Raw genomic sequence first — 21,712 nt, forward strand, 5'->3', positions numbered from 1 at the left:
GTTATAAAATTTAACGCGCGTAAATATAGAAAAAAAGGGCCCGCAATAAAAGGAAAAAGAGCCCAGATGGGCTCTTTTTCTGAAATTCACTCTTTCATGGGGCCTAAAAGGGCCTATCTGAGTTTAGTTGTAGTTGCTAGAACGGTTGGAAGTCGGAGCAGGAGAACCGCCGTAGCGGTCGCCTTCAATCTTGTTAAGAATCCATTCGTTTTCGTAACCCTTCAGACGAGCCTGTTCGGGATGCTTCCAGATAAGGCGGGTGATGAGCTGTCCTTCGCGGGTGTAGTATTCCCACACGCAGCTGGTGTCGTTTTCCGTTTCGTGATCAGGAGGTCCCCAGAGCAGGTTCACCATGTCGTTGGTCATGCCTTCTTCGATATAGCCCTGCTTGAACACGTCCTTGAGGCGCTTGTCGATGCCCATGCTTTCCTTAATGGCAAAGTATTCGCGTTCGTATTCGTTCTGGCCTACGCCGCGTTCAATAAGAATGGGGGATGAAGATCGGTTAGAGCATCCCCAGAGCAGCATGACGCCGAGGACGAGTAGGCAAAGATGAGACAATTTCATATATGCTCCTTAGGTATTAGATGCACACAAAATAAGAATTTATAAGGCAAGTGGCTTAATATTTCGTAGATTTTACAAATTTTTTTATAATTTTACACTGAAATGTCTAAAGCGCTGTCATCAACTCGAATTTTTTTCCTTAGTCTACTTTGTCTTGTGGGCTTTTCGTTGGGAGACGGTTTTGACCAGAGCGCGTTCTTCGGCTTCCGGTACGGCCCCAATTTATCGTGGAACTTGATGGGCAATACTCCGTTTGTGTGGGGGCAATGGCTCCCTCAGCTTAATGGGAACGTCAACTACACATGGCTGGAACCTGTCGGCAACTTGAACTATGGCGAGAGGATGGGGCAAATGCCGACATATCTCAAAATGCTCGCCTCCCTGGAAGTTTCTCCTTTTTATGGGGGGTACAAGGCCGGTCTGGGTTTTCGTCCGTTCAAGACCAATCCTCAATTGGAAGTTGATTTCGTCTACGAAAGTTACCTGTATTTCAAGTCGAACCTTGAAATGGTCAATGCCGATGTCGAGGGCGGCGGACGCATCGCAGATACCTGGAATGCGGATTACGTAGTCGATAACGTATGGACAGACGATGCCGCTGCCTACGATTATGCGCAGTTGTTCGACATCAGCGCCGATTTGGCGTATTTCTTCCCGCATGGCTCTGTCCTCGGGGCCAATGTCCACTACATCCTATCGGATGTGGGTACAGATTTTGAGGGGAAAAGCTACGACTACAAGCGCAATATTCCTGTTTTTTCAAGAGATTTCATTATCGAGCTAGCGACTTACGGTTGCTTGCCGTTGAACGAAAACTGGGCCGTCGTTTTCGAGACCACGTATTATAAAACGGGTTACCTGCGCAACGAATATACCGTGAAGAAGGAATCGCTATCTTATGGGCAGGTGATGCTTGGCCCCAACCTTTCGTGGTACGAAGGGTTGCGTAGCATTACGCTGGAAGTCGGTATGTGGAAACGCCCCAAGGACCGCTTTTATAACGGATCACTCTCTCAGCAGTTCCTGATTCAGCTTGAGTATCAGGGGTATTTCTCTTTTCCGTTTAACCGGAATCTTTAGGAATAGTTCCGGAATCGGGCGCACCTTTTTGGCGTTCTTTTGTAGCGGGTCTGACTCCAGTGCCTGGATGGGGTAGGCCGAGCGTATCCAAATGCTTCCTTGGTAGTTCGGGCCGGAGAGCTCGACCAGTGTGGGGAGGAGTTCTCCCGAAAAGACCTTCCATTGCCCAATCGTGAAAATACGGGTTTCGCGGTTTGCTCCGCGCATGACGACTTTTTGCGGAGTCGGTAGCGTATCCGAAATGATGCTCCACCATGCCATGGAAAATGCCGTCCCGAGATTGTTCAATGTCGTGTCGGGAGGTTCCTTGCATACAAATTGGCCGTTGGCAAGCAATTCCATATCGTCCAGTTTGAGCGGAGTTTCGCCGATGGTTTCTTTCAGGTGGTGCGTGCCTAGTTGCCTCTTTATCTTGTTTTTTCCCAGCTCGATATGCCGTGAATTGCCTGTCGTAATGAACTTGAATTGTTCCCGGTCAGGCAAGTTGACAAAAAAGGTGTCGATGGCTTCTGGATGATGGCGCCATTCAACGTCCATGCTCACGCGGGAGTGCTTGACGTTGATGAACCGTCCTTCGATGTTGACGACCATCGGCGAAGAAACTAAGTAATGCGGGCACAAAGACTGAGCGCTGGCTACAGCGGCAAAAAAGGCGAAAAAAAGGAGCGCAAGGCGGAATGGGCGAAGCATGGGTACAAGATAATTAATCTTATCGTCAAGAAGTGCCGCACTTCTAGGAAGTTATACAAAATCAGTGGATGCGTCGATGCAGAAAACCCCCGGCTGGGTCCCAATGGCTACAAAGGACACTGCCGGAGGTCGCTCTTTTTTAAGGAAGATTCGTTATGCTTCTTCGATGGCGGGAACTTCGCCGTCTTCGTCGGCAGAGACAGCATCCTGTTCGCTCAGCTTGAACAGCTCGACGTCCTTCATGCTTTCGCGGATTCTCTGTTCGATTTCGTTGCAGAGCTCCGGATTGTCCTTGAGGAACAGGCGCGTGTTTTCGCGGCCCTGACCGATGCGTTCGTTGTTGTAGCTGAACCAGGAGCCGCTCTTCTGGATGATGTCCAGTTCGCTGGCGAGGTCGAGGATGGAGGCTTCGCGGGAGATGCCGCAGCCATAGAGAATGTCGAATTCGCACTGGGTGAACGGCGCTGCCACCTTGTTCTTCACGACCTTCACGCGGGTGCGGTTGCCGATAACCTCTTCGCCGTCCTTGATGGCTGCGATACGGCGGATGTCGATACGCTGGGTGGCGTAGAACTTGAGTGCGTTACCGCCGGTAGTGGTTTCGGGGTTGCCGAACATCACGCCGATCTTCATGCGCAGCTGGTTGATGAACAGCATGCAGGTGTTGGACTTGGAGAGAATGCCGGTGAGCTTGCGGAGCGCCTGGCTCATGAGGCGGGCCTGCAGGCCAACATGGTTGTCGCCCATTTCGCCGTTGATTTCGGCTTGCGGCACGAGGGCTGCCACGGAGTCAATGACGATGATGTCGATAGCGCCGGAACGGACGAGAGTCTCGGCAATGTCGAGGGCCTGCTCGCCGGTGTCGGGCTGCGAGACGAGGAGCGACTCGATATCGACGCCCAGCTTGCGGGCGTACACGGCGTCGAAGGCGTGTTCGGCATCGATGAAGGCGGCTACGCCGCCAAGCTTCTGGGCTTCGGCAATAGCGTGCAGGGTAAGCGTCGTCTTGCCGGAGGATTCGGGGCCGTAAATCTCGATGATACGACCGCGGGGGAAACCTCCCACGCCGAGTGCCATGTCGAGCTGGATGCACCCGGTCGGGATGACGGGAATGTCTTGGACAGGCTGGCTCCCAAGAGCCATGATAGAACCTTTACCGTAGTTCTTTTCAATTTGGGCGATTGCGGCCTCGACGGCCTTGGCTTTATCGGCGGAAAGGTTGCTGGTAGAGTTTGTTTTTTTTGCCATGATAGTTGTCCTGTTTGTTTTTGGTTCCTGTTTAAATATAACAATTAGTGTTCTTTTGTGCAAGTGCTTTTTTGGTTATTTAACTCAAAAAGTAACTTGCCCAACACTGTATAGACGCTTTTTTCGCGGATTTTGTCCCGATTTCCTGAAAAAATTTCGCAAAAAGCGATTTTTTTACAATGGTTCGCGACGCACATCCATACCGTACCGACCGGTTTTTCGGGGGTGCCGCCTCCGGGTCCTGCGATTCCAGAGGTAGAAACGGCCCATTGGCAATCGAATTGGCGGAGAGCTCCCTCGGCCATGGCCTCGACCGTCTCTGCGCTGACGGCTCCGTGTTCCATCAGCGTGGATTCGGGGACGCCCAACAACTTGGTCTTGACCTCGTTCTGGTAGGCGACGATGCCACCCTTCAGGATAGCGGAGGAGCCGGCCTCGTTGACGATGCTGCTCGCCACGAGCCCGCCGGTGCAAGACTCCGCCGTGGCCATCATCTCGCCCCGCTCGATGAGGGCTGCCTTGATGGCAACGGCCAGGTCGTGAATCTCTGCCTGGAGGTTTTCGTGCGAATTTGTTGCGTCATTCATCTTCATGTCCTTAATTTAAAAAACAAACGCTGTCAAAAAATGACAAACGATAGGAACCTGTCAAAAAATATAGCAAGACCGGGCCTGGGCCTATCGTTTATGCCGAGTTTTTTTATATTTGAACGCAATGAAGCTTCGATTGATGCTCATATTCCTCTTTTTTGCAGCCTTCGCGTGCGTTCCCGCGCTTGCGGGCGATGTCTATGTGCAAAAGGGGAAGACGGGTATTCCAGAAATTGACACGCTCCCTGTGAACGAGTGGGACGTGCCGACGGAGCACAACTCGCTCCTCTATACGATGCTGCTCAGCGTTTTCCCAGGAGGCGGTCAATATTACACGGGGCATTATATCCGTGGTGGTTTTATCACCGGAATAGAGGCCCTTCTTGTGTACGAGGTTGTTTTCAACAAGTCCTGGCAGCGTGACCGCATCTACGAGCAAGTGAGGCCGTTCCAAGATTCTGTGGCGTACTTCTCGCGACTGGTTGCGACGGCTCCGAACCGCGACAGTATCAAGTATTATCAAGAACAGCGCATGGACTATGTGAACCGAGTCCGCACGCTGAGCGACAAGAAAATGGAGCAAGAAGACTTGAGGAAGGCTGAAACCGCATGGCTATACGGTCTTCATTTGTATGGAATGTTTGATGCTTTTGGCATCTGGTACAACAACCACTATAGGAGTGTCGAACAGCGGAGCATGAAGAAGGCTTTGTTGCTTGCAATTATCCCTGGGTTTGGGCAGATGTACAACGGGGAGTTTGGTAAGGCGGGCCTCCTCTACATGAGTATTATCGGGGCTTCGACGAGTATATGGACTTCGCAGAATATGGTGGAATACTATTTGGGGCGAAAGCACATTCTTGAACAGGAAGATGTTGAACCGGAAGATTTTGACAAGATTGCGGAACGTGTCACTTATTACCGCAAGAACCGCAACCAGTATATTTGGGCGATGGCTTTGCTTTACCTGTATTCCATGGCCGATGCCGTTGTCGACGCCCTGCTGAGCGATTTCGACAATCCTGTGCATTTGGCCCTGCTGCCCAATTTGGGGACCGGCGGCGCCCAAGCCGTGTTTACGTTTGATTTTTAGGCGCGGGGCTCGGGGCCCGAGAATAGAGACTAGAGATTAGAGGCTAGTGAAAAGAATCACGCACTTCGTGCGTCAATATAAGACGGCGTAGCCGTGATATTTTACCCTAGCCCCTAGCCCCTAGCCCCTAGATCCTAGATTCTAACCCCTAACGATCAATCAATGTTTACTTTTTTAGGCGCGAGGCTCGGGGCCCGAGCAATGAGCTATGAGCATTGAGCCATGAGCCGTGAGTTTTCAGATGATTAGTAAGCAGTTAAAGGACAAACTCAAAATTCACCACTTCCTACTGTCTACTGCCTACTTGTACTCTCGCTTCGCTCAAGTACCAAATGCTCGGCTCGGCCATGTTCAAGCAAGCTTGACCGCGGCACTCGCCTTACGCATTTGTCCTACTTCCTACTGTCTACTTCCTACTTCCTACTGCCTCTCGTCTTTCGTCTTTCGTCTTTCGTCTCTACTCCATCACCAACGGCGGCATCTGTATTCCGTCGTGGATTTTGGTGTATGCTCCTTTGTAGTGGCCTTCGCTGTCCCGCGTAAACTCGAACCGGGTGACCATGGTGTACGAGAACTCGCCTTCGACAAACCGGTTGTCGGGGAGTCCGCACCGCGAGTGCATGATGGCCGCGATGACCCCGGCGTGGGTTACCCACAGGAATTCGCCATTGTCGGGGAGCGTGTCAAGGAAATTTCCGGCCCGCAGGTCCACGTCGTAAAAAGATTCTCCGCACGGGAAACGGAACCCTCGGAGGTCTTTTTGCCAGGCGTACATCTCGCTCCTTGGTACTTCCGTCAGTTTTTGCCCTTCCCAATTGCCGAAGTTGATTTCCTGGATGGCGTCAATTTTCTCGATGGGGAGGTTTGTCGCCGCAGAAACCTTGTCGGCGAGGCGCATGCAGCGCAGGAGCGGGCTCGAATACAGTTTTGACGGCTTTGCTCCGGTTGCCAAAAACGCCTGGATGGCTCCATCGGATTCTTCCGGGAAGGTGGGGGATACGTCAAAGTCGAGCCTGCCGTAGCAGACATCTTTGGGGTTGTATGGCTTGCTGTGTCGGATGGTCCAGAGGAGCATAGAGAATAGGGGCTAGGATCTAGAGGCTGGTGGTTGAATAAAAAAAGCAACCCGTGGGTTGCAAAAAAAATCCTAGGCTACCTGAGCACATAAAAATTCGCAAGTCCGTTGCTGCTTTCGCCCTGGCGATTTGCCCGCAAATAGTCATTGCTCAGGGCCTAGGAACACCAAATATAGTTAGTTTTCCGCAAAAAATCAAATTTCTTGCGTTTTTTTGATGATAAAAATTACAATTTTATGATTATATATTGATGTGTAAAGAAATATAAACTATATTTGTGTTAAGTTTATGGGAAAAAGGGGCTGACTCTTTTCGTTTTGAAATCTATCAGTGGAAGGACGGCTTCCGGGAGTTCTACATGGTTGGGCAAAAATATAGACCAGCATTTTTTAGTAAGGCATTGTTCATTCTATTTGCCTTTTTTGCAGCAAATTTAGCCTTTGCTTCGGAAATTAGTCCGTTCTATTTCACTCGTGTCGATAGTTCTGATGATGCCAAGCAGGAAGCTGAGTGGCAGAGGCTTATCAAGTACAAGCTCTGGGGTACTGGCACTCAGACTACAATTGAGTTTAATACTCGTAATATAAGTGTTATTGAAGGAGTTGGGTTTTATAACCAGCACATATTTATAGATGACTCTGTTGGCTATTCCGGTAGTGCGACGGGTAGCTTTACGATGAGAAACATAGGCCATTCTATTGGCGGTCCTCTTGCTTTTAAAGGTGCGTACTATGGTCATAATGGAGAAGACACTATTTTGTCAGGGCCTAGCCATTTTGGAGATGTGATACACCTGAGCACAAATGGTGCTAGTAAGGTGGTTTGGCGAGGAACTGTTTGTAGCGACAAAGGTCAAAATGGATATGAACTCACGGGTGATGCTTTTTCAAAAGGCCATGCGACCATAAATTGCGACAGTTCTAGGATTCCTGCAATTGATGAAACTTTGGATGTTCCTAAAGTTGACTGGAACTATAATTTTGATAAGGTCATTGACGGTGATTGGGTCTTTGACAAGAATACAAATGTGGATACAACGAGAAGGGTATCCATTATCGATATTCCGTCGGGTACGGGTGAGTTCTACGATATTCTTGTCACGCGCAATTTGGAAGTGCATGATGGTTGCGATACTCTTTATGTTAATAACCCGCACAATCGCTATGTCCGTATTTTTGTTAAGGGATCCATGACAGTTCAAGGGGGTAAGCATAATCTTGTTATCCTTGACAAGAATGGGCCTGTCACTAATGCGAACTATGGCGGAAATCTCTTGATATACAGCCCGAACGATATTGATTTTCCTGCTTCAGAATGCATTTACCAGGGAACGTTTATTTCCGGTGGCACAATCCATTTTTGGCAACATTATAGGTTCGCCGGACAACTATTGGCGGGGAAAAGGGTTAGTATTGACGCAGACTTCATGGCTGGCGACTTCCGCTATGTGCCGTTCTATCCGTCTGTAATCGACATAGATGCCAGGGCCTACGAAGACAACGAGGTGCGTGGCGATACCGTCAAGCTGGTTCTCTCCAAGGATCCTCCGACCCGCGTCACGTTCAATTACTGCTTCTCCCTCAAGGATGCAAACTCCTGTGATGGTTATAAGGACGACGAGTTCTGCGAAGATGCCAATGTGAACGATGTGGAGACGACTTCTTTTGCTAGCCTCCCGCTTTGCGGAAGGGATACGGCCTATGGCGAATTCGAGAAGGGCTCGAGGACAATGAAGAATCCCATCATTTTCCATGCCAAGGACGACCCGTACGAGGAAGATAATGAACGCGTTATCGTAAAAGTCTTTAATTTGACGGCTGCCATTACCCCGAACGGGGACCGCAATCCCGATGCTAGCTATTCGATGAAGTTCATCATCGTGGATAACGACAAGAAGCCGGTTTCCATGGATACGACGGTATCCTCCAAGGTGAATGAGGTTTTGACGATTACCAGTTTCCCTGCATTTGGTCCTGATAGTGTTACTCCGATGAAGACTTATAACGTTGTCATCAAGAGCATCCCTTCTGTCGGGACTTTGACGTATAATGGAACGGCCGTGGCTGTGGGCGATGTCATCAAGGCAACTCCGGGTACCTCTGACCCGGCTATTGGCCAGATTACCGGGCTCACGTTCACTCCGGTCAAGGATGCCTACGGTACGCCGTATGCGACGATTGAATTTGATTTGTGCAAGGTGGACGCTCCGAATATCTGCGACAAGGGCAAGAAAATGTTCATCAATGTCGTGAACGTGGAGTTTACCATCAGGGAAAATGCTCCGATTGATACTCTTGTCGGGATGTTGGACGACATAAGAATCTCGGGCCCATTGACCTGTACGATCATTTCTGGTGATGCCGGGACAACGTTTAAGTTTGATTCGACCTCCCTCATTTTGAATTCTGCGCTTGATTACGAGACCAAGCCGTCTTATGGATTCTTTGCGAAGTGTTCCAACGGAACGGAGTATGACTCGACGGTCATCTCGGTTATCGTTGTTGACGAAAACGAGGCCCCGGAAGTCCGCGATACGATTTTCCATGTCCTAGAAAACCAGCCGATTGGCACTGTCGTCGACACGTTGCCCGTGTTGGACGAAGACCGGAACCTGGATTTCCTCCATAACACGCTCAAGATTATTGCCGGTGATTCGGACAAGTACGCTATTGGCGACAGTACCGGAGTCATCACGACCAAAGTCGTGTTGGATTACGAAGCCGACAAGTTCGATACATTGTTTGTGCAGGTCAAGGATTCTGACGGCAATGTGGATACCGCAAGGGTCATCATCGTTGTTGACAACGAAGTGGAAACGTCCACGATTGTCATTACGAAGGCCGAAACTCAGGACACGACCTGGGAGTTCCCGAAGGATACCCTTTATATCAACAGGACCGAGATTAACCTCTCTTGGACTGCCGACGGTATCCCGCAACCGGACACGCTCGTGACCGATTTGCACGAAGGTTTCAATACGGTGACGCTTACGTATTACGACAAGACGAAGGACCATGGGACTGTTGCAACCATCGTCATCTTTGTCTGCACGCGTACACCGGAAGTGAAGGTTGCCGTGGATGTCAAACCGCCCGTGGCGGACAACATCTACACGATTGTGGAACAGGTCCCTGCTTCGGATACCTCTTATTATGTGAACAAGACTGAAAACGTCATTCTAGTTGAGGTCCGGGAACCCATTCTCGATGCGACTTACACGGATTCTACGTGCAATTATTCCGAACAGAAAATGTCCATTACAGCCAAGTTGGACACTCTCGCTATTGGTGCAGACGTCTACAAGAAGATGAACGAAATTGCTAAAGCGAATATCCTGTTGGATATTACTCCTTCGGAACCGGCGACGAAGTCGAACGCCAACGATAGCCTTATCCTTGTGGAATATTTCACAAAGGCTGGAGGCGAAAAGGTGAAGGTCTCGTATTATACGGATTCTAAGGGAGATGTAATCAAGAATGCGGCCGGCATCGAGGTGATGACTGTTTCTTACGAGACGAAGGATAGCAAGGGCAACAAGATTACGGTGTCTTACCAGGCTGATGCAATAACGGGTAAGTTGATTGAACAGTGGAATGGTGGCACCTATATTGTCACGTACCCCTATACGGATAAGGCCGGGAGAACGATTGACATCTCCTATTTTGTGAGCTCCAAGGGCAAGGTGATGAAGAATGAAGAAGGCAACCCCGGCTTCGAGGTCGCTTATGAATATACCAACAAGCTGTTCGGCAATACGAGCCGTCGGTCGGTGTTTGTCGTTCTTGATACCATTAAGCCTGTTGTTAATATTGAAAGCCCTGCAGATGGCTCCAAGGTCCACACGAACTTCGTAAATGTCATTTGGACTGTGAACGACGTGAAGCAAGATACGTTGAACATGCAAGGCTTGGTTAAGGGTACGAACCCCATTATCCGTTACTATCGGGACAAGGCCGGAAATACGGATTCTGCGCTCGTCTTTGTGGTCTTGAAGAATCCGAAGGATTTGGATATCCATGTTGAAAAGCCGGTAACGGTGGTGACTTCGGATAGAGTGGAAGAATATTATGCGGAAGCTGGGGCTCCGAAGAAAAACCAGACATTTGCCGTAAGCGTGTACAATAATTCAAAGGCGGCTGAAGAGGAAATCTTAATTGGCGGGAAAATGAAGACGACCAAAGGTTCCGGCGACGAACCTTATCCTGGCAAGGAAGATCACTTGGGCCCGACAGTAACTATCGATGTGAAAATGCCTGTGGCTAGTTCCGTTGGCGGCCTCGCGACCTTTGACGACATTGTCTCGTCGGATGGACTGGTGTCTGTAGATGGCGTGGATGCTCAGGGGGGCAAGAAAATGGCTCCGTCTCAGTATGTCGCCGAGTATTGTACAGAGGAATTCCAGGAATCCTTCAGTGGGGACTTGAGCCGGCTGAATCTTTACAACACAAAACTGTCTGTGCATATTTGGGTTTATACAAATTTGGGCAATTTTGTTGATGACTACTCCTTTGATGTGGACTTGAACGATCCGGATTACGTCAACAAAGGTGGCATGCTTTCTATGGCCTTTGAATTGAAACCGGACCTTGGGGGCTATGTCCATACGAAGAGCGGCAAGTTAATGGGTACAGGGGCATACTTGTACAAGACCGAAGTGACTATGCGTACCACACTCCGCTGTACCTTGCCCCCGATTGCAGAAGGCATGCCGGCTGCAAACTTGAAGGGTGCAAAGCGTAAGGTGAGCGAGGACATGCTGCGTCCGTTCGGCTACAAGCGCCCGCCGATGAAGAAAAAGTGATTCTGAACTGATTTTTGCTCCAAAATAGAACAGGACCCATTTTCTGGGTCCTGTTCATTTTTGTTGCATATAGCCCTTTTTATGAATGAAATGATGAAAATTTTTTTTAACTATCGAGATTGTAAAAAAAATTAGGCCGGAAAATCGTGATTTTTGTTTATAAAATTAAACGAAATGTAGATTTTTGTTCCGTTTAAGGGAAAAATTTTTTATTTTTGCTATGGGACGTCTGGAAAATGTAAATTTTATGTATTCCAATTTGGAATACGGAGTTAACCGAAACACAAATCCCTTAGAAGGTTATTATGGGTAAGTGGAACAAAAAGATAGCGCTTGTTTTCGGCATCGTGATGTCGTGCTTGTTGGGCGAAGCCTTCGCTGTTTCTCCGGCGTATAATTTCTATCCCTTCTATTTTGTTAAGCAAGGTCTCGCTCAGGATGACTCCGCTAATCAGAAAATTGAGTGGGATTACTTGATGAAGTACAAGATTTTCGGCCAGACTGGAATTGACTTTATTGGGTCGAACATCAATATCCCCGACAAGACTGGATGGTTCGGTACCGCGAACGGCGCTTGGACGATGAAGAATGATGGTCATCGCGTGGGTGGCCCTATTCTGATTGGAGGACGAATTTATTTTGATACAGGTTCCGATACCTTGATTACGGGGCCGACTCGCGTTGTTGGCAATGTGGAGGGGAGCCAAAACTTCAAAGCCAATGGTGGAAAAAACGTAATTAATGGGCATGTTTGCGTATCCGGTTCTGTTGTAGGGGCGCTTGACACTTTAGTTGATAGCACTCATGCCCATTTTGGCGGCAAATATGGTACATGCCCCGGAGGAGATACCGTTCCCGCTGTAAAGACGGACCTTACTATCCCCGTGGTTATTGATAGCCTTTTACCTGCTGCTGGCTCGAACTTTCTCTATACGCGAAAGAATAATACTGCTCGTCATATGAGTGACGTTAGCTTGGATAATGACTTTCTGTATATCGATGTTCCTCCAAGTTCTAAAGCTACCGAGGATGAACGCGATGGCGATGTGTTCGATGTCCACTTGTCGTCGATTTCCTTTACGAATGATTGCGGAATAATTGTCCGTATGCCCTCTGGCGGCCGTCTTACGCGCATTTTTGTTGATGGCTCAGTGAATTTCGGACCGCATCCGCGTATTCGTGTTATGTATATGGATGATACCGCGAAGTATGTTGATTCAACTCATCATTGGGTTGGTGCGTATAGGGGTATCCAGAATGACAAATATACGGGAAACCTTCTTATTTACATGAAACAAAGCCTCACCTGGGCTGCTATTAGTCAAACGGATTCTCTCCAAGGAACATTTATCTCTCAGGGAACAATTCATGTGCAGCAGCAGATGACCCTTGCCGGTCAGTTGATTGCGAATAAAATCATAATTGATGCAAACTTTGATGGTTCCGGCTTTATCTTCGTGCCGTTCAATCCACCAAAGATAGACCCGGGAGCGCTTGCCAGTGGAAAGTACGTGGAAAACGATAAATTAGTACCCATCGATGTCAAGCTGGACAAGATTCCGACAACGGATGTACGCTTCAATTATTGCTTCAAGACTCCTGGTGATTCGGCTGGGTACAATTTTGCAGAACCCGAAGACATCAAGGATGGTGTCCCCTCTGATATGCCGCGTTGTGGTGCATCGACTGGTTCGAAAACGGACAGTGTGTTAATCCATGCGGGTTCTGTTTCTCCGACGGACAGTATCTACAAGGCTTGGTTACGAGTTGCCAAGGATAGTACTGTCGAGGGAGATGAGTGGTTCTACATTTGTATTTCGAATTTGAGTGGTGCCATAATCAAGGGCAATTACCCGACAGATAGTGCTTTCGGCGCGTGTTTGCCGTTGTTGATTCAAGATGCCGACAACCATTCTCCAGTCTTGGTAGATAACAATAATCTGATTGTTACCGAAAATGTGCTCGGTGATACTGCCGGGCAGATTTCTGCCTTGGACGAAGATGGAGATCCTCTTACGCTGCGAGTTGTTGGCGGTACAGGCAAGAATATTTTTGAAATTGATGGTGATGGCAACCTTTATCTCAAACCGGATACATCTGTTGACTACGAAACGAATACTTCCTTTACGGTGCAGATTTCTGTCACGGATGGTAAGATTCCTACACCGGTGAAAAAGACGTACACGGTTAATGTCGCTGATGTGAACGAAGCGCCCGATGCCAAGGATGGAGTGATTTCTGTGAAGGAAAATACTCCGGGAGGTACGTGGATTGGCGATGTCGTCTGGGATGATCCGGACAAGGATTCTGAATACCGTAAGTACGACATGGCCGAAGCTGTGGAAGAAACAGGATCTGCAACAGACCTTTTTGAGGTGGATTCCGCCGGCTCCATTTATGTCAAGAGCGGTGCAATCCTTGACTACGAAGTCGAGAAAAAGCACACTCTCAAGGTGAAGGTCTATGATTCAAAGCAGCCTGAACTCTTTGATTATGCGACGATTACAATTAATGTTACCGACGAAGACGATGGCCCCAAGATTGTCATTCCGCCTGACCCGGGTAACGACACGACAAAGCATATCCTTGTGCTCCATAACGGCAATCAACCGGGCGTTAAAGAGAATAACGCTAAGGACGAACTGGCAGGGAAGGTCACCGCGACCTGCAGTGCAATTGATTGCATGAAGCATCTGACGTTCTCGATGCCCGAGGACACGAGCGGACTGTTCTCTATTTCGGCGACTACTGGCGAAATTACCGTGAATGACTCCATGGTCCTCGATTATGAGAAAGTGAACGTGTACGCAGTCAAGGTCGTGGTTTGCGATAACAACCCCGCCGGTACTCAATATTACCAGTACGATACGGCTACGGTGATTATCAATGTCATTGACGTGGACGAAATGCCCTCGATTGTGCCGGGCACATTCTATGTCGACGAGAACCTCCCGACGAATTCCTCGTTTGGCAAACTAGATTCGCTCACGAGCGACCTCGATACGGCCGCCCGGTTTATCCAACATAAGTTTGTCGCCATCGCGGGGGATACGGCCGAGTTCATTGTCAAGGAAGACGGAACTATCCAGACTCGCGTTGTCCTCAAGTACAATCAGGATTCCCTCTATTCCATCACCGTGATGGTTATCGATAAGGCCGATACCTCGCTCAAGGACACGGCGACGATGGCTATCCATGTGAACGACGTAAACGACAATCCGTACTTCACTTCGGATACTTTATACGAGTTCCCGGAAAACCCGAACAATGGCTATGTCATTGGGCAGTTGACCGCTACGGACGAAGACAAGAACGATTCTGTGTTCACCTTCAAGTTGAAATCTAAAGTGGATTATGTCACCGTTTCCGAAGATGGCGTGATGAAGGTGAAAGACAGCACTGCGTTTGATTACGAAAAGGCTCATACACTCTCGTTTGAAGTAACCGTGTTCGATGAACATGGCGGTTCGAGCGATACGCTGATAACGGTGAGAATTACCGATGTGAATGAACCTGTGACGCTCCCGCCGCAGACGTTCACGGTCTCGGAAGATGAAAAGATTGGTACAACTATCGGTACCATCATTGCCAACGACCTGGATACGGCAAAGGCGTTTACCAAGCATACGTTCAAGCTGATTAGCAAGAGTGTCGGGTTCGAGGTGCTGACGGATGGAACGATCAAGCTCATTGATTCGCTGGATTATGAACTGGATTCCATCTATGTTCTCAAAGTCTCGGTGACCGATGGCGAATTTAGCGATACGAACGACATCACGATTAAGGTGAAGGATGTCGAGGAATGGTCGAAGGTTGTCATCACTCGTGGCGAAACGCCTGATTCTGTGTGGCTGATGCCGGACACCATCTATACGAACCGTTACTCCATTGATCTTGAATGGACCGAAGACGGCACTCTTCGCTATGGTACTGAAGAACTGAAAGATGGCAAGAACATCATCATCAAGACGTTCAAGGACCCGAAGAAGAATCATAGCGGTGCCGATACGGTCATCGTTTACGTAAGTTCCGCTTCGCCGATAGTGTCTGTGTCGACAAAGGACAAAGACGTCAAGGCTTCCAACATATTCACGGTTGTCGAGGAAAAGGATGAAGGCGATACAGCCTACTACGTGAACGAGAAAAAGAACAAGGTGTTCGTTTCTGTCAAGGATCCGGGCTCGTCTAAACTGGATACCTTTACAGTGAACCTGGAACTGGATTCCTTGTACATATCTTCGGCCACGTTTACAAAGACGATGAACAAGATTGTCGATGCCGGGCTTACCTTGGACCGCAATGCCACCGAAGACAAGAAGGTGCTCCAGTTGAATGGCGAGGTCTTGGAGGTGTCTTACACGGAACTCGTGAACGGTAACAAGGTCACGGTCACGTACCATACGAACTTCAAGGGTGAACTGGTCAAGGGCGAAAGCGGCAAGAAAGAAATTACCGTTTCTTATAAGATGAGCGTCGACGGAAAGGATGTGCTGATCTCTTACAAGGCGGACGCATCGACGGGTAAGCTGATCGAGGGTCGCGATGGGGCGACATATACGGTTTCGTACGATTACGTGGACTCCAACGACAATTCCATCAATGTGTCGTATGGTGTTGATTCGAAGGGTAAGTTTGCTAGGGACGATGAAGGTAATGCCGGATTCGACATTAGCTACACCTATACGAACAAGTACGGAAATACTTCGACCAAGTCTCTGTACATGGTGCTTGACAAGACACGCCCGAAGGTTGAGATTCTTTCTCCCGCCGATGGAACGGTACTCCGCTCCAACTTTGTCGACGTGAAGTGGACTGTAGATGGAGTTGTTCAGGATACTCTTGTAACCCAGGGCCTCCAGAAGGGGACAAACCCCATCATCCGTTATTATCGCGACAAGGCGGGCAATACGGACTCTGCGGTCATCTTTGTGGTGGTCAAGGGTATCAAGGATGTGGAAATCTCTATTGAAAAGCCTGTAACCGTCATTGACGACGAAAAGGTTGCCAAGTACTACGGTTCAAAGGCTCCGAAGAACGGCGAGACCTTTGCTGTGAGCCTCTACAATGTTCGTGAGGGAACCGAAAAGGTGATGCTTTCTGGCGGAAAGAATACCAAGCAGGTTTCCGGTGAAGAACCTTATCCGGGACTCAAGGGACATCTTGGCCCGACAATTGCAATTGATGCCAAGCTCCCTGTAGTGAATGCGGTCCACGGCCTCGCAACACTGGACGACCTGGTCAATGATGGTGTTGTTGCCTTGGATGGCGTTGATGCCAAGGACAGTAAGAAGATGTCGGTACAGGAATACGCCGAGAAGTATTGTACGGCGGAGTTCGTTCGCTCGCTTCCCAGTGATATCAGCAAGGCCAGTCTCTACCTGACGACGATGGTTGTCGATGTCTGGATTTACACGAACCTGGGCCAGTTTGTTGACAAGTACACGTTCTCGCTGGAACTGGACGACCCGGACTATGTGGACGATGCCGGCATGCTCTCTATGTTCATGGAACTTAAGCCCGATGTGAATGGTGACTTGAGGTCTACGAATGGTAAGCTTCTCGCTACAGGGGCTTACGTGTACAAGACGGATGTTACCATGCACAGCACGCTTCGTTGCTCGCTGCCTCCGATCGATGGGGACGACAAGGCTGGCAAGATGGGTGCCAAGCGCCGTGTGACCGAAGAAATGCTGAAGCCGTTCGGTTACAAGCGCCCGATTACGAAAAAGAAATAGGATTCGGGATAGTCCCGATAGAATCGGGTTTTAATTTGCCGGGGTGCGCAAGAATCGGACTGCGCTCCCCGGTTTTATTTGTACAGTCACATCGTCTTCGTTGAACCCTTTAGATTCAAAGTAGTTTACGATGTTGTCTGCTTGCACTTGATTGCTGCAGATTACAGTGAGCTTAAAATCAAAGCGCCGCATCAGGTAGATGACATCGTTTAGTGCGGTGAAACTTGAATTCATGAGTCGAGTGCCACCGTCCGAAATGAACAGAACTCTCTTCGATATGGCTTCGAGGCTGTACTTGCTGTTTGTCGGGCATCCGGAGCCGTCCACTTTGATGCCAGGGAATGTGCCGGGGCATTTGTCCAGGTAATCAGGAATGTGGTCTTGGTCGGTGTCCCGGTTACATCCTGTGGAGTCGACCGGAATGTTCGGTTGGGTGTTGGGGCACTTGTCCAGGTAGTCCGGTACGCCATCGCGGTCGCGGTCGGACGGGCAACCGTTGATGCCCACAAGCATCCCGCTGGGGGTTTCCGGGCACTGGTCCTTGGAGTCCGGAACGCCGTCTTGGTCTGTGTCCATCGGGCAACCGTTCTCGTCGATAATTTCGCCTTCGACACTGTTGGGGCAGTTGTCCTCGCTATCGGGAATTCCGTCGTGGTCGAAATCTAGCGGGCAGCCGGTACGGTCGACGACCAGGCCTTTCGGTGTCCCGGGGCAGTTGTCTTCCGCGTTGAGCACGCCGTCGTGGTCTTCGTCCAGCGGACAGCCTTCCTTGTCGACTCTTTCGCCAGGAATCGATTTGGGGCACTTGTCGGCATTGTCGTTGACTCCATCGCCGTCGGAATCGAGTGTGCAGCCTTTCTTGTTCACGGCAGTGCCTTCGGGCGTGTTGTCGCACATATCGAGGTAGTCGGGCACTCCGTCCTGGTCGCTGTCGATGGGGCAGCCCTTGTAGTCCACGTAGACTCCGCTTGGCGTGTTGGGGCAATCGTCAACGATGTTCAGTACACCATCCCTGTCTTCGTCGACGGGGCAGCCGCGCTGGTTCACGGCGACGCCTAACGAAGATCCTGGGCAGAGGTCCATGCGGTCGATAATGCCGTCGTGGTCAGAATCCTTCCAGCTGAAGTCAAATGTCTTGTTTAAGCTGACGGTCACGCCAATTTTGGGTTGCCCGGCTATGCGGTATTCTATTGTCTGGTCGTCGGTTTCCCGCGTGACGGGCAAACCGCGCCTTTCCTTGATTTTCTTCACGAATCCAAAGCCCATGTCGACACCCACGGAGAGGTCTGTCTGGCGGGGGAGGTGTAGGCGGATTCCTGGGGTGAACCGCAGCGGGTCGTAAAGCGGGGCCAGGGGGATATCCTTGCTGGCAAGCCTTGTTTCTCCAGAAAGTTCAAGGGAGGGGCTCAGGATTTTATTCGGGAAAAAGTATAGGCCAGTACCCCAGAGCATCGTGATATTCTTGTTGCTCATGCTCTTGAGAAAGCCGATGTAGTTGTTCCAGTGGACGAGGCTGAAGTTGTACAGCGTCGCATAAAAAGTCACGGCCATCGACCAGGAACTGGCCGTATAGGCGTAAGATTCTTTATCGCCTTGAATGTACCAGACGTGCCTTGGCCTAAACCCAGTGGATTCGCTGCCGCTGGGGGCGTATAGCTCGAGAGAACCCCCAAGTTGTACAGGAAAGGCCGTCGGGAGGCTCCCTTTTACATAGAACTGGATGTCGCCGAGGGCGGTCCCTTCGAGTTTTGTTTCGCCGACATCGCCATCGTAGTGGACGGGAACGAACATCCCGAGTTCCAGATAATCTAGCGCTCCATAGGAGATAAATGCCGAAAAAGACGACGAGGCGGCGCTGTTGTCGATGCTGACCTTTTTCCCGGATTCGTCGGTGTAGTACCCGCCAAGGGCCAGCGGTTCGCCATCGCTGACGGTCTCGAATCCGATAGAGGTGTATAGAATGCCCTGACCCAAGGTGAATGCCGAAGGCACCCTTACCCCCTCCGCACTCTTAGATATTCCAGTCTGTGCAAACAGGGAAATTGCGGAAGAAAATAGGGCCAGGAGCGTTTTTTTCATAAATCACCATAGAAATTAAAAATATTTTTGCCAAACCACTTGTTTTTTTCAGATTATGTGTATATTTCCATTTCGTGGTAAGAGAACGATATTCCAATACCGGTCGTCCTGCTTGGCACAGGAAGTCCCAAAAGGCCTACAAAATCAACAATTGGTTGATTCTATTGCAGGTCGTGGCTGCTTTTGCTCTGTGCGGGGTTATTTGGTTTGGTATTGAACGAGTTTTGCATTAACACAAAGGAAGGGAAAACTACATGAGTTTTGCTTACTATTGCGGTCGACGTCCGAAGGGAGATGGCTTTGATGCCACCGTCCCGTTCCCGAATGAAGAAGAAACCGAGGAAGAGGAAGAAGAAGAAGAAGAACTCGACGAAGAGGTCGACTTTGACCAGCCTTCTTTCAAGAGGGACCAGATCTGGTCTGACTATGCCGAGGATCTGGACTACGACCAGTGATTTCCTGGTCTCGCTTTCTTGATTTGGTAGTCGTAGCCGTTCTGGCTACGCTAGTTGTCGCCTGCTCTCCTCGCCAAGCCGCATCCTCCATGGGTGAGGTGAATGGTTCGGAGACGGATCCAAAGTCTTTTGCCGAGCTTGCCTTGAGGGAGAAGGTCTCGGATTCGCTCGCGATTCGCCCGTCGTGGCAGTATTACCAGTATGGCCTGCAAGCCATGGAAAACCAGGAATGGAGCCTTGCCCGGCATTATTTTGAGGAATCGCTCAACCAACTGGTTGCCGAAAAGCTGGATACCCAGTACATGAACGTTTCCGAGGTCGAGGACTCCCTTTACCGGTCCAAGATGCCCGAGCGGATTTTGAAAGCCATGGACGAGGTGTACCCCAACCTTGGCGAATCGGACAAAAAGGAAGAAACGTACCTCAAAAACGAGGTGGCTATCGAGGGTATCGACGATTTGGACGAAAATGCCGCCGACAGCGCTTCGTTGCAGGTCATTGAAAATTTCCTCGATACTTTGGACGTTCGGCAGTTTACGCTCCCCATTGAATTTAACGAACGCGTGCAGCAGGAAATCTTCTACATGACGACGTCCGCCCGTGCGTTCACGGAGGGCTCGCTGAACCGCAAGACGGCCTATGATTCCCTGATCAGTGTCGCTTTGTCCGAAAACGGTTTGCCCAAGGACCTGGTTTACTTGGCCCTTGTGGAATCTGGATTCAAGGTGAAGGCGTACAGCCGTGCGAAGGCATCGGGCATGTGGCAGTTTATCCCCGAGACAGGTAAACGTTATGGCCTGGATGTCAATTTTTGGGTGGACATGCGCCGTAACCCTGTGCTTGCGACCGCTGCTGCCGCAAAATACCTTTCCCGGTTGTACGACGAGTTCGGGGACTGGTTGCTGGCGATGGCTGCCTATAACTGTGGTGAAGGCCGTGTGAGGCGCCTGATTGCCGAGATGAAGGCCGATACGACCCGTGATACCAGCCAGGCAATTACCTACTGGGATTTGGCGCTCCCCAAGGAGACCATGCGCTATGTGCCGCGCATTTTGGCCGCTATGGTCATTGGGCATTTCCCGGAACATTACGAGATGACCATTACGCAGCAGCACCTGCCGGAATACGATACCGTGACGGTTTTTGATTCCTTCTCGCTGGAGCAGGTGGCCAAGGCGATCAAGGTTCCCGAGGATACGCTGCGCGACTTGAACATGGAACTGGTGATGTGGTGTACGCCGCCGGACAAAAGTTCCTACGTGCTGCGCCTGCCTGTGGGTAAACGCCCCGCCTTTGTCGACAATTACGACAAGATGGAAAAGAACAACTTCTCCAGCTGGGCCCACCACAAGGTGCGCCGGGGCGAGAACTTGGGGATGATTGCCCGGAAGTACGGGATTTCGGTTTCCGAAATCAAGCAGGCGAACAACATGAAGAACTCGAGAATCCGCGTGGGGCGCAACCTCCTGATTCCTGTCAAGGTCAAGCCGAGGAAGTCTTCGGGCAAGAAACCGGTCAAGGTGAAAATCTACGTGGCAAAGCTTGGGGACAATCTCGCTTCCGTTGCCCGTATGTACGGCGTTTCACAAGAGTCTCTGCGTACATGGAATTCGATGAGTGCAAGCGCGATGATCAAGTCGGGCGATACGTTGTTCGTTTCGAAGCCGGATATGAAACCCTCTGTAGTCACTCCGACCAAGGTCCCGCTCAAGAACAAGTATGTGGTTGAATCCGGAGACACCTATGCTTCGATTGCAAAACTGTTCGGAATTCCGGTGGTGTCGCTGCTCTATGCAAATGATGGTTTCTCGAAGCGTCTCCATGTCGGTGATACTTTGGCGGTCCCGAGCCTTTCCCAGATAAAGAAGAAGGCAAGCAAGGCCGAAAAGAAACAGAAGGTTTCTGTTACTGTGCCTAGTGCTGCTCCTAGTGCAGACGGTATGTACACGGTACGTGCTGGCGATAACCTGTATAGCATTGCGAAGCGATTCTCCACGACGACCGACATGATCCGCCGTCTGAACAACATGGGTACATCCAACGCCATCCATCCGGGGCAGGTTATCCGGGTTCAGGGGGAAATCGACGATGAAGGAAGCTCCGTTCCGGTGAACCCCGGGGAGGTTATCCATACCGTGAAGAAGGGCGAGGGCCTTTGGGACATTGCCCGTCAGTACAAGGTAACGATAGAGGAAATCGTGCGTTGGAACGGTTTGAACGATACAAAGGTCAAGCCTGGGGAACGCCTGAAAATCGTCAAGAAACGGTAAATTTTTGTAAACAAAGCGGTTTGCGGGT

Annotated in this window: 12 protein-coding genes and 1 other RNA gene; 6 read left to right on the top strand and 7 right to left on the bottom strand. The window is 50.0% G+C overall.

Translation table 11 applies throughout. The annotated features are described in order from the left end of the window. Positions 1-123 precede the first annotated feature (123 nt). Complete coding sequence (locus tag Q0Y46_RS00595; RefSeq protein WP_297943695.1) at positions 124-567, bottom strand: hypothetical protein; 444 nt, start codon at positions 565-567, stop codon at positions 124-126. Positions 568-723: 156 nt separating this feature from the next. On the opposite strand from Q0Y46_RS00595, the gene Q0Y46_RS00600 reads away from it, so the two are divergent. Continuing rightward, positions 724-1,647 (top strand): hypothetical protein, encoded by a 924-nt coding sequence (locus Q0Y46_RS00600; RefSeq protein WP_295681741.1) that lies wholly within the window; start codon positions 724-726, stop codon positions 1,645-1,647. Here the strand turns inward: Q0Y46_RS00600 and Q0Y46_RS00605 are convergent. The 3 genes from Q0Y46_RS00605 to Q0Y46_RS00615 form a co-directional block, all read right to left on the bottom strand. After that, positions 1,573-2,337 carry a hypothetical protein gene (locus Q0Y46_RS00605; protein ID WP_295681744.1) on the bottom strand — a complete coding sequence of 255 codons (765 nt, stop codon included), beginning with the start codon at positions 2,335-2,337 and terminating at the stop codon, positions 1,573-1,575. The two genes, Q0Y46_RS00600 and Q0Y46_RS00605, sit on opposite strands and share 75 nt — an antisense overlap. A 153-nt stretch (positions 2,338-2,490) precedes the next feature. Then, positions 2,491-3,585 carry a recombinase RecA gene (recA, locus tag Q0Y46_RS00610; RefSeq protein WP_295681747.1) on the bottom strand — a complete coding sequence of 365 codons (1,095 nt, stop codon included), beginning with the start codon at positions 3,583-3,585 and terminating at the stop codon, positions 2,491-2,493. 44 nt (positions 3,586-3,629) lie between these two features. Then, positions 3,630-4,178: a CinA family protein gene (locus Q0Y46_RS00615; RefSeq protein WP_295681749.1), complete on the bottom strand. Its 549-nt coding sequence runs from the start codon at positions 4,176-4,178 to the stop codon at positions 3,630-3,632. A gap of 121 nt (positions 4,179-4,299) precedes the next feature. Here Q0Y46_RS00615 and Q0Y46_RS00620 point away from each other — a divergent pair, with 121 nt between their 5' ends. Beyond that, a complete protein-coding gene (locus tag Q0Y46_RS00620) occupies positions 4,300-5,268 on the top strand; it encodes a DUF5683 domain-containing protein (RefSeq protein WP_295681752.1) in 969 nt (322 codons plus the stop codon). A gap of 457 nt (positions 5,269-5,725) precedes the next feature. Here the strand turns inward: Q0Y46_RS00620 and Q0Y46_RS00625 are convergent, their stop codons facing one another. Together Q0Y46_RS00625 and ffs are read right to left on the bottom strand one after the other, a co-directional pair. Beyond that, entirely contained in the window at positions 5,726-6,343 is a 618-nt protein-coding gene (locus Q0Y46_RS00625; protein WP_297943700.1) for a histidine phosphatase family protein, read from the bottom strand. Between the two features lie 67 nt (positions 6,344-6,410). Then, positions 6,411-6,507, bottom strand: an RNA gene (gene ffs / locus Q0Y46_RS00630) — signal recognition particle sRNA small type. Positions 6,508-7,128: 621 nt separating this feature from the next. On the opposite strand from ffs, the gene Q0Y46_RS00635 reads away from it, so the two are divergent. Further along, on the top strand, positions 7,129-11,145 hold the full coding sequence (locus Q0Y46_RS00635) for a cadherin repeat domain-containing protein (RefSeq protein WP_295681757.1): 4,017 nt from the start codon (positions 7,129-7,131) through the stop codon (positions 11,143-11,145). 305 nt (positions 11,146-11,450) lie between these two features. Next, entirely contained in the window at positions 11,451-16,880 is a 5,430-nt protein-coding gene (locus tag Q0Y46_RS00640) for a cadherin repeat domain-containing protein (protein WP_297943703.1), read from the top strand. 30 nt (positions 16,881-16,910) lie between these two features. Here the strand turns inward: Q0Y46_RS00640 and Q0Y46_RS00645 are convergent, their stop codons facing one another. After that, positions 16,911-18,872, bottom strand: a complete 1,962-nt coding sequence (locus tag Q0Y46_RS00645) for a thrombospondin type 3 repeat-containing protein (RefSeq protein WP_295681762.1) — start codon at positions 18,870-18,872, stop codon at positions 16,911-16,913. A 341-nt stretch (positions 18,873-19,213) separates the two neighbouring features. Between Q0Y46_RS00645 and Q0Y46_RS00650 the strand changes: the two genes are divergently transcribed. Both Q0Y46_RS00650 and Q0Y46_RS00655 read left to right on the top strand, forming a co-directional pair. Next, entirely contained in the window at positions 19,214-19,414 is a 201-nt protein-coding gene (locus Q0Y46_RS00650) for a hypothetical protein (protein WP_290958664.1), read from the top strand. Between the two features lie 23 nt (positions 19,415-19,437). Next, complete coding sequence (locus tag Q0Y46_RS00655) at positions 19,438-21,684, top strand: LysM peptidoglycan-binding domain-containing protein (protein WP_297943707.1); 2,247 nt, start codon at positions 19,438-19,440, stop codon at positions 21,682-21,684. Positions 21,685-21,712 lie beyond the last annotated feature (28 nt).

The organism is uncultured Fibrobacter sp., from assembly GCF_947305105.1.
Lineage (GTDB): Bacteria > Fibrobacterota > Fibrobacteria > Fibrobacterales > Fibrobacteraceae > Fibrobacter.

Coding starts and splice junctions, on each gene's coding strand:
- Q0Y46_RS00620 (WP_295681752.1), top strand. CDS start 4,300: ATGAAGCTTCGATTGATGCTCATATTCCTCTTTTTTGCAGCCTTCGCG.
- recA (WP_295681747.1), bottom strand. CDS start 3,585: ATGGCAAAAAAAACAAACTCTACCAGCAACCTTTCCGCCGATAAAGCC.
- Q0Y46_RS00595 (WP_297943695.1), bottom strand. CDS start 567: ATGAAATTGTCTCATCTTTGCCTACTCGTCCTCGGCGTCATGCTGCTC.
- Q0Y46_RS00640 (WP_297943703.1), top strand. CDS start 11,451: ATGGGTAAGTGGAACAAAAAGATAGCGCTTGTTTTCGGCATCGTGATG.
- Q0Y46_RS00650 (WP_290958664.1), top strand. CDS start 19,214: ATGAGTTTTGCTTACTATTGCGGTCGACGTCCGAAGGGAGATGGCTTT.
- Q0Y46_RS00625 (WP_297943700.1), bottom strand. CDS start 6,343: ATGCTCCTCTGGACCATCCGACACAGCAAGCCATACAACCCCAAAGAT.
- Q0Y46_RS00615 (WP_295681749.1), bottom strand. CDS start 4,178: ATGAAGATGAATGACGCAACAAATTCGCACGAAAACCTCCAGGCAGAG.
- Q0Y46_RS00605 (WP_295681744.1), bottom strand. CDS start 2,337: ATGCTTCGCCCATTCCGCCTTGCGCTCCTTTTTTTCGCCTTTTTTGCC.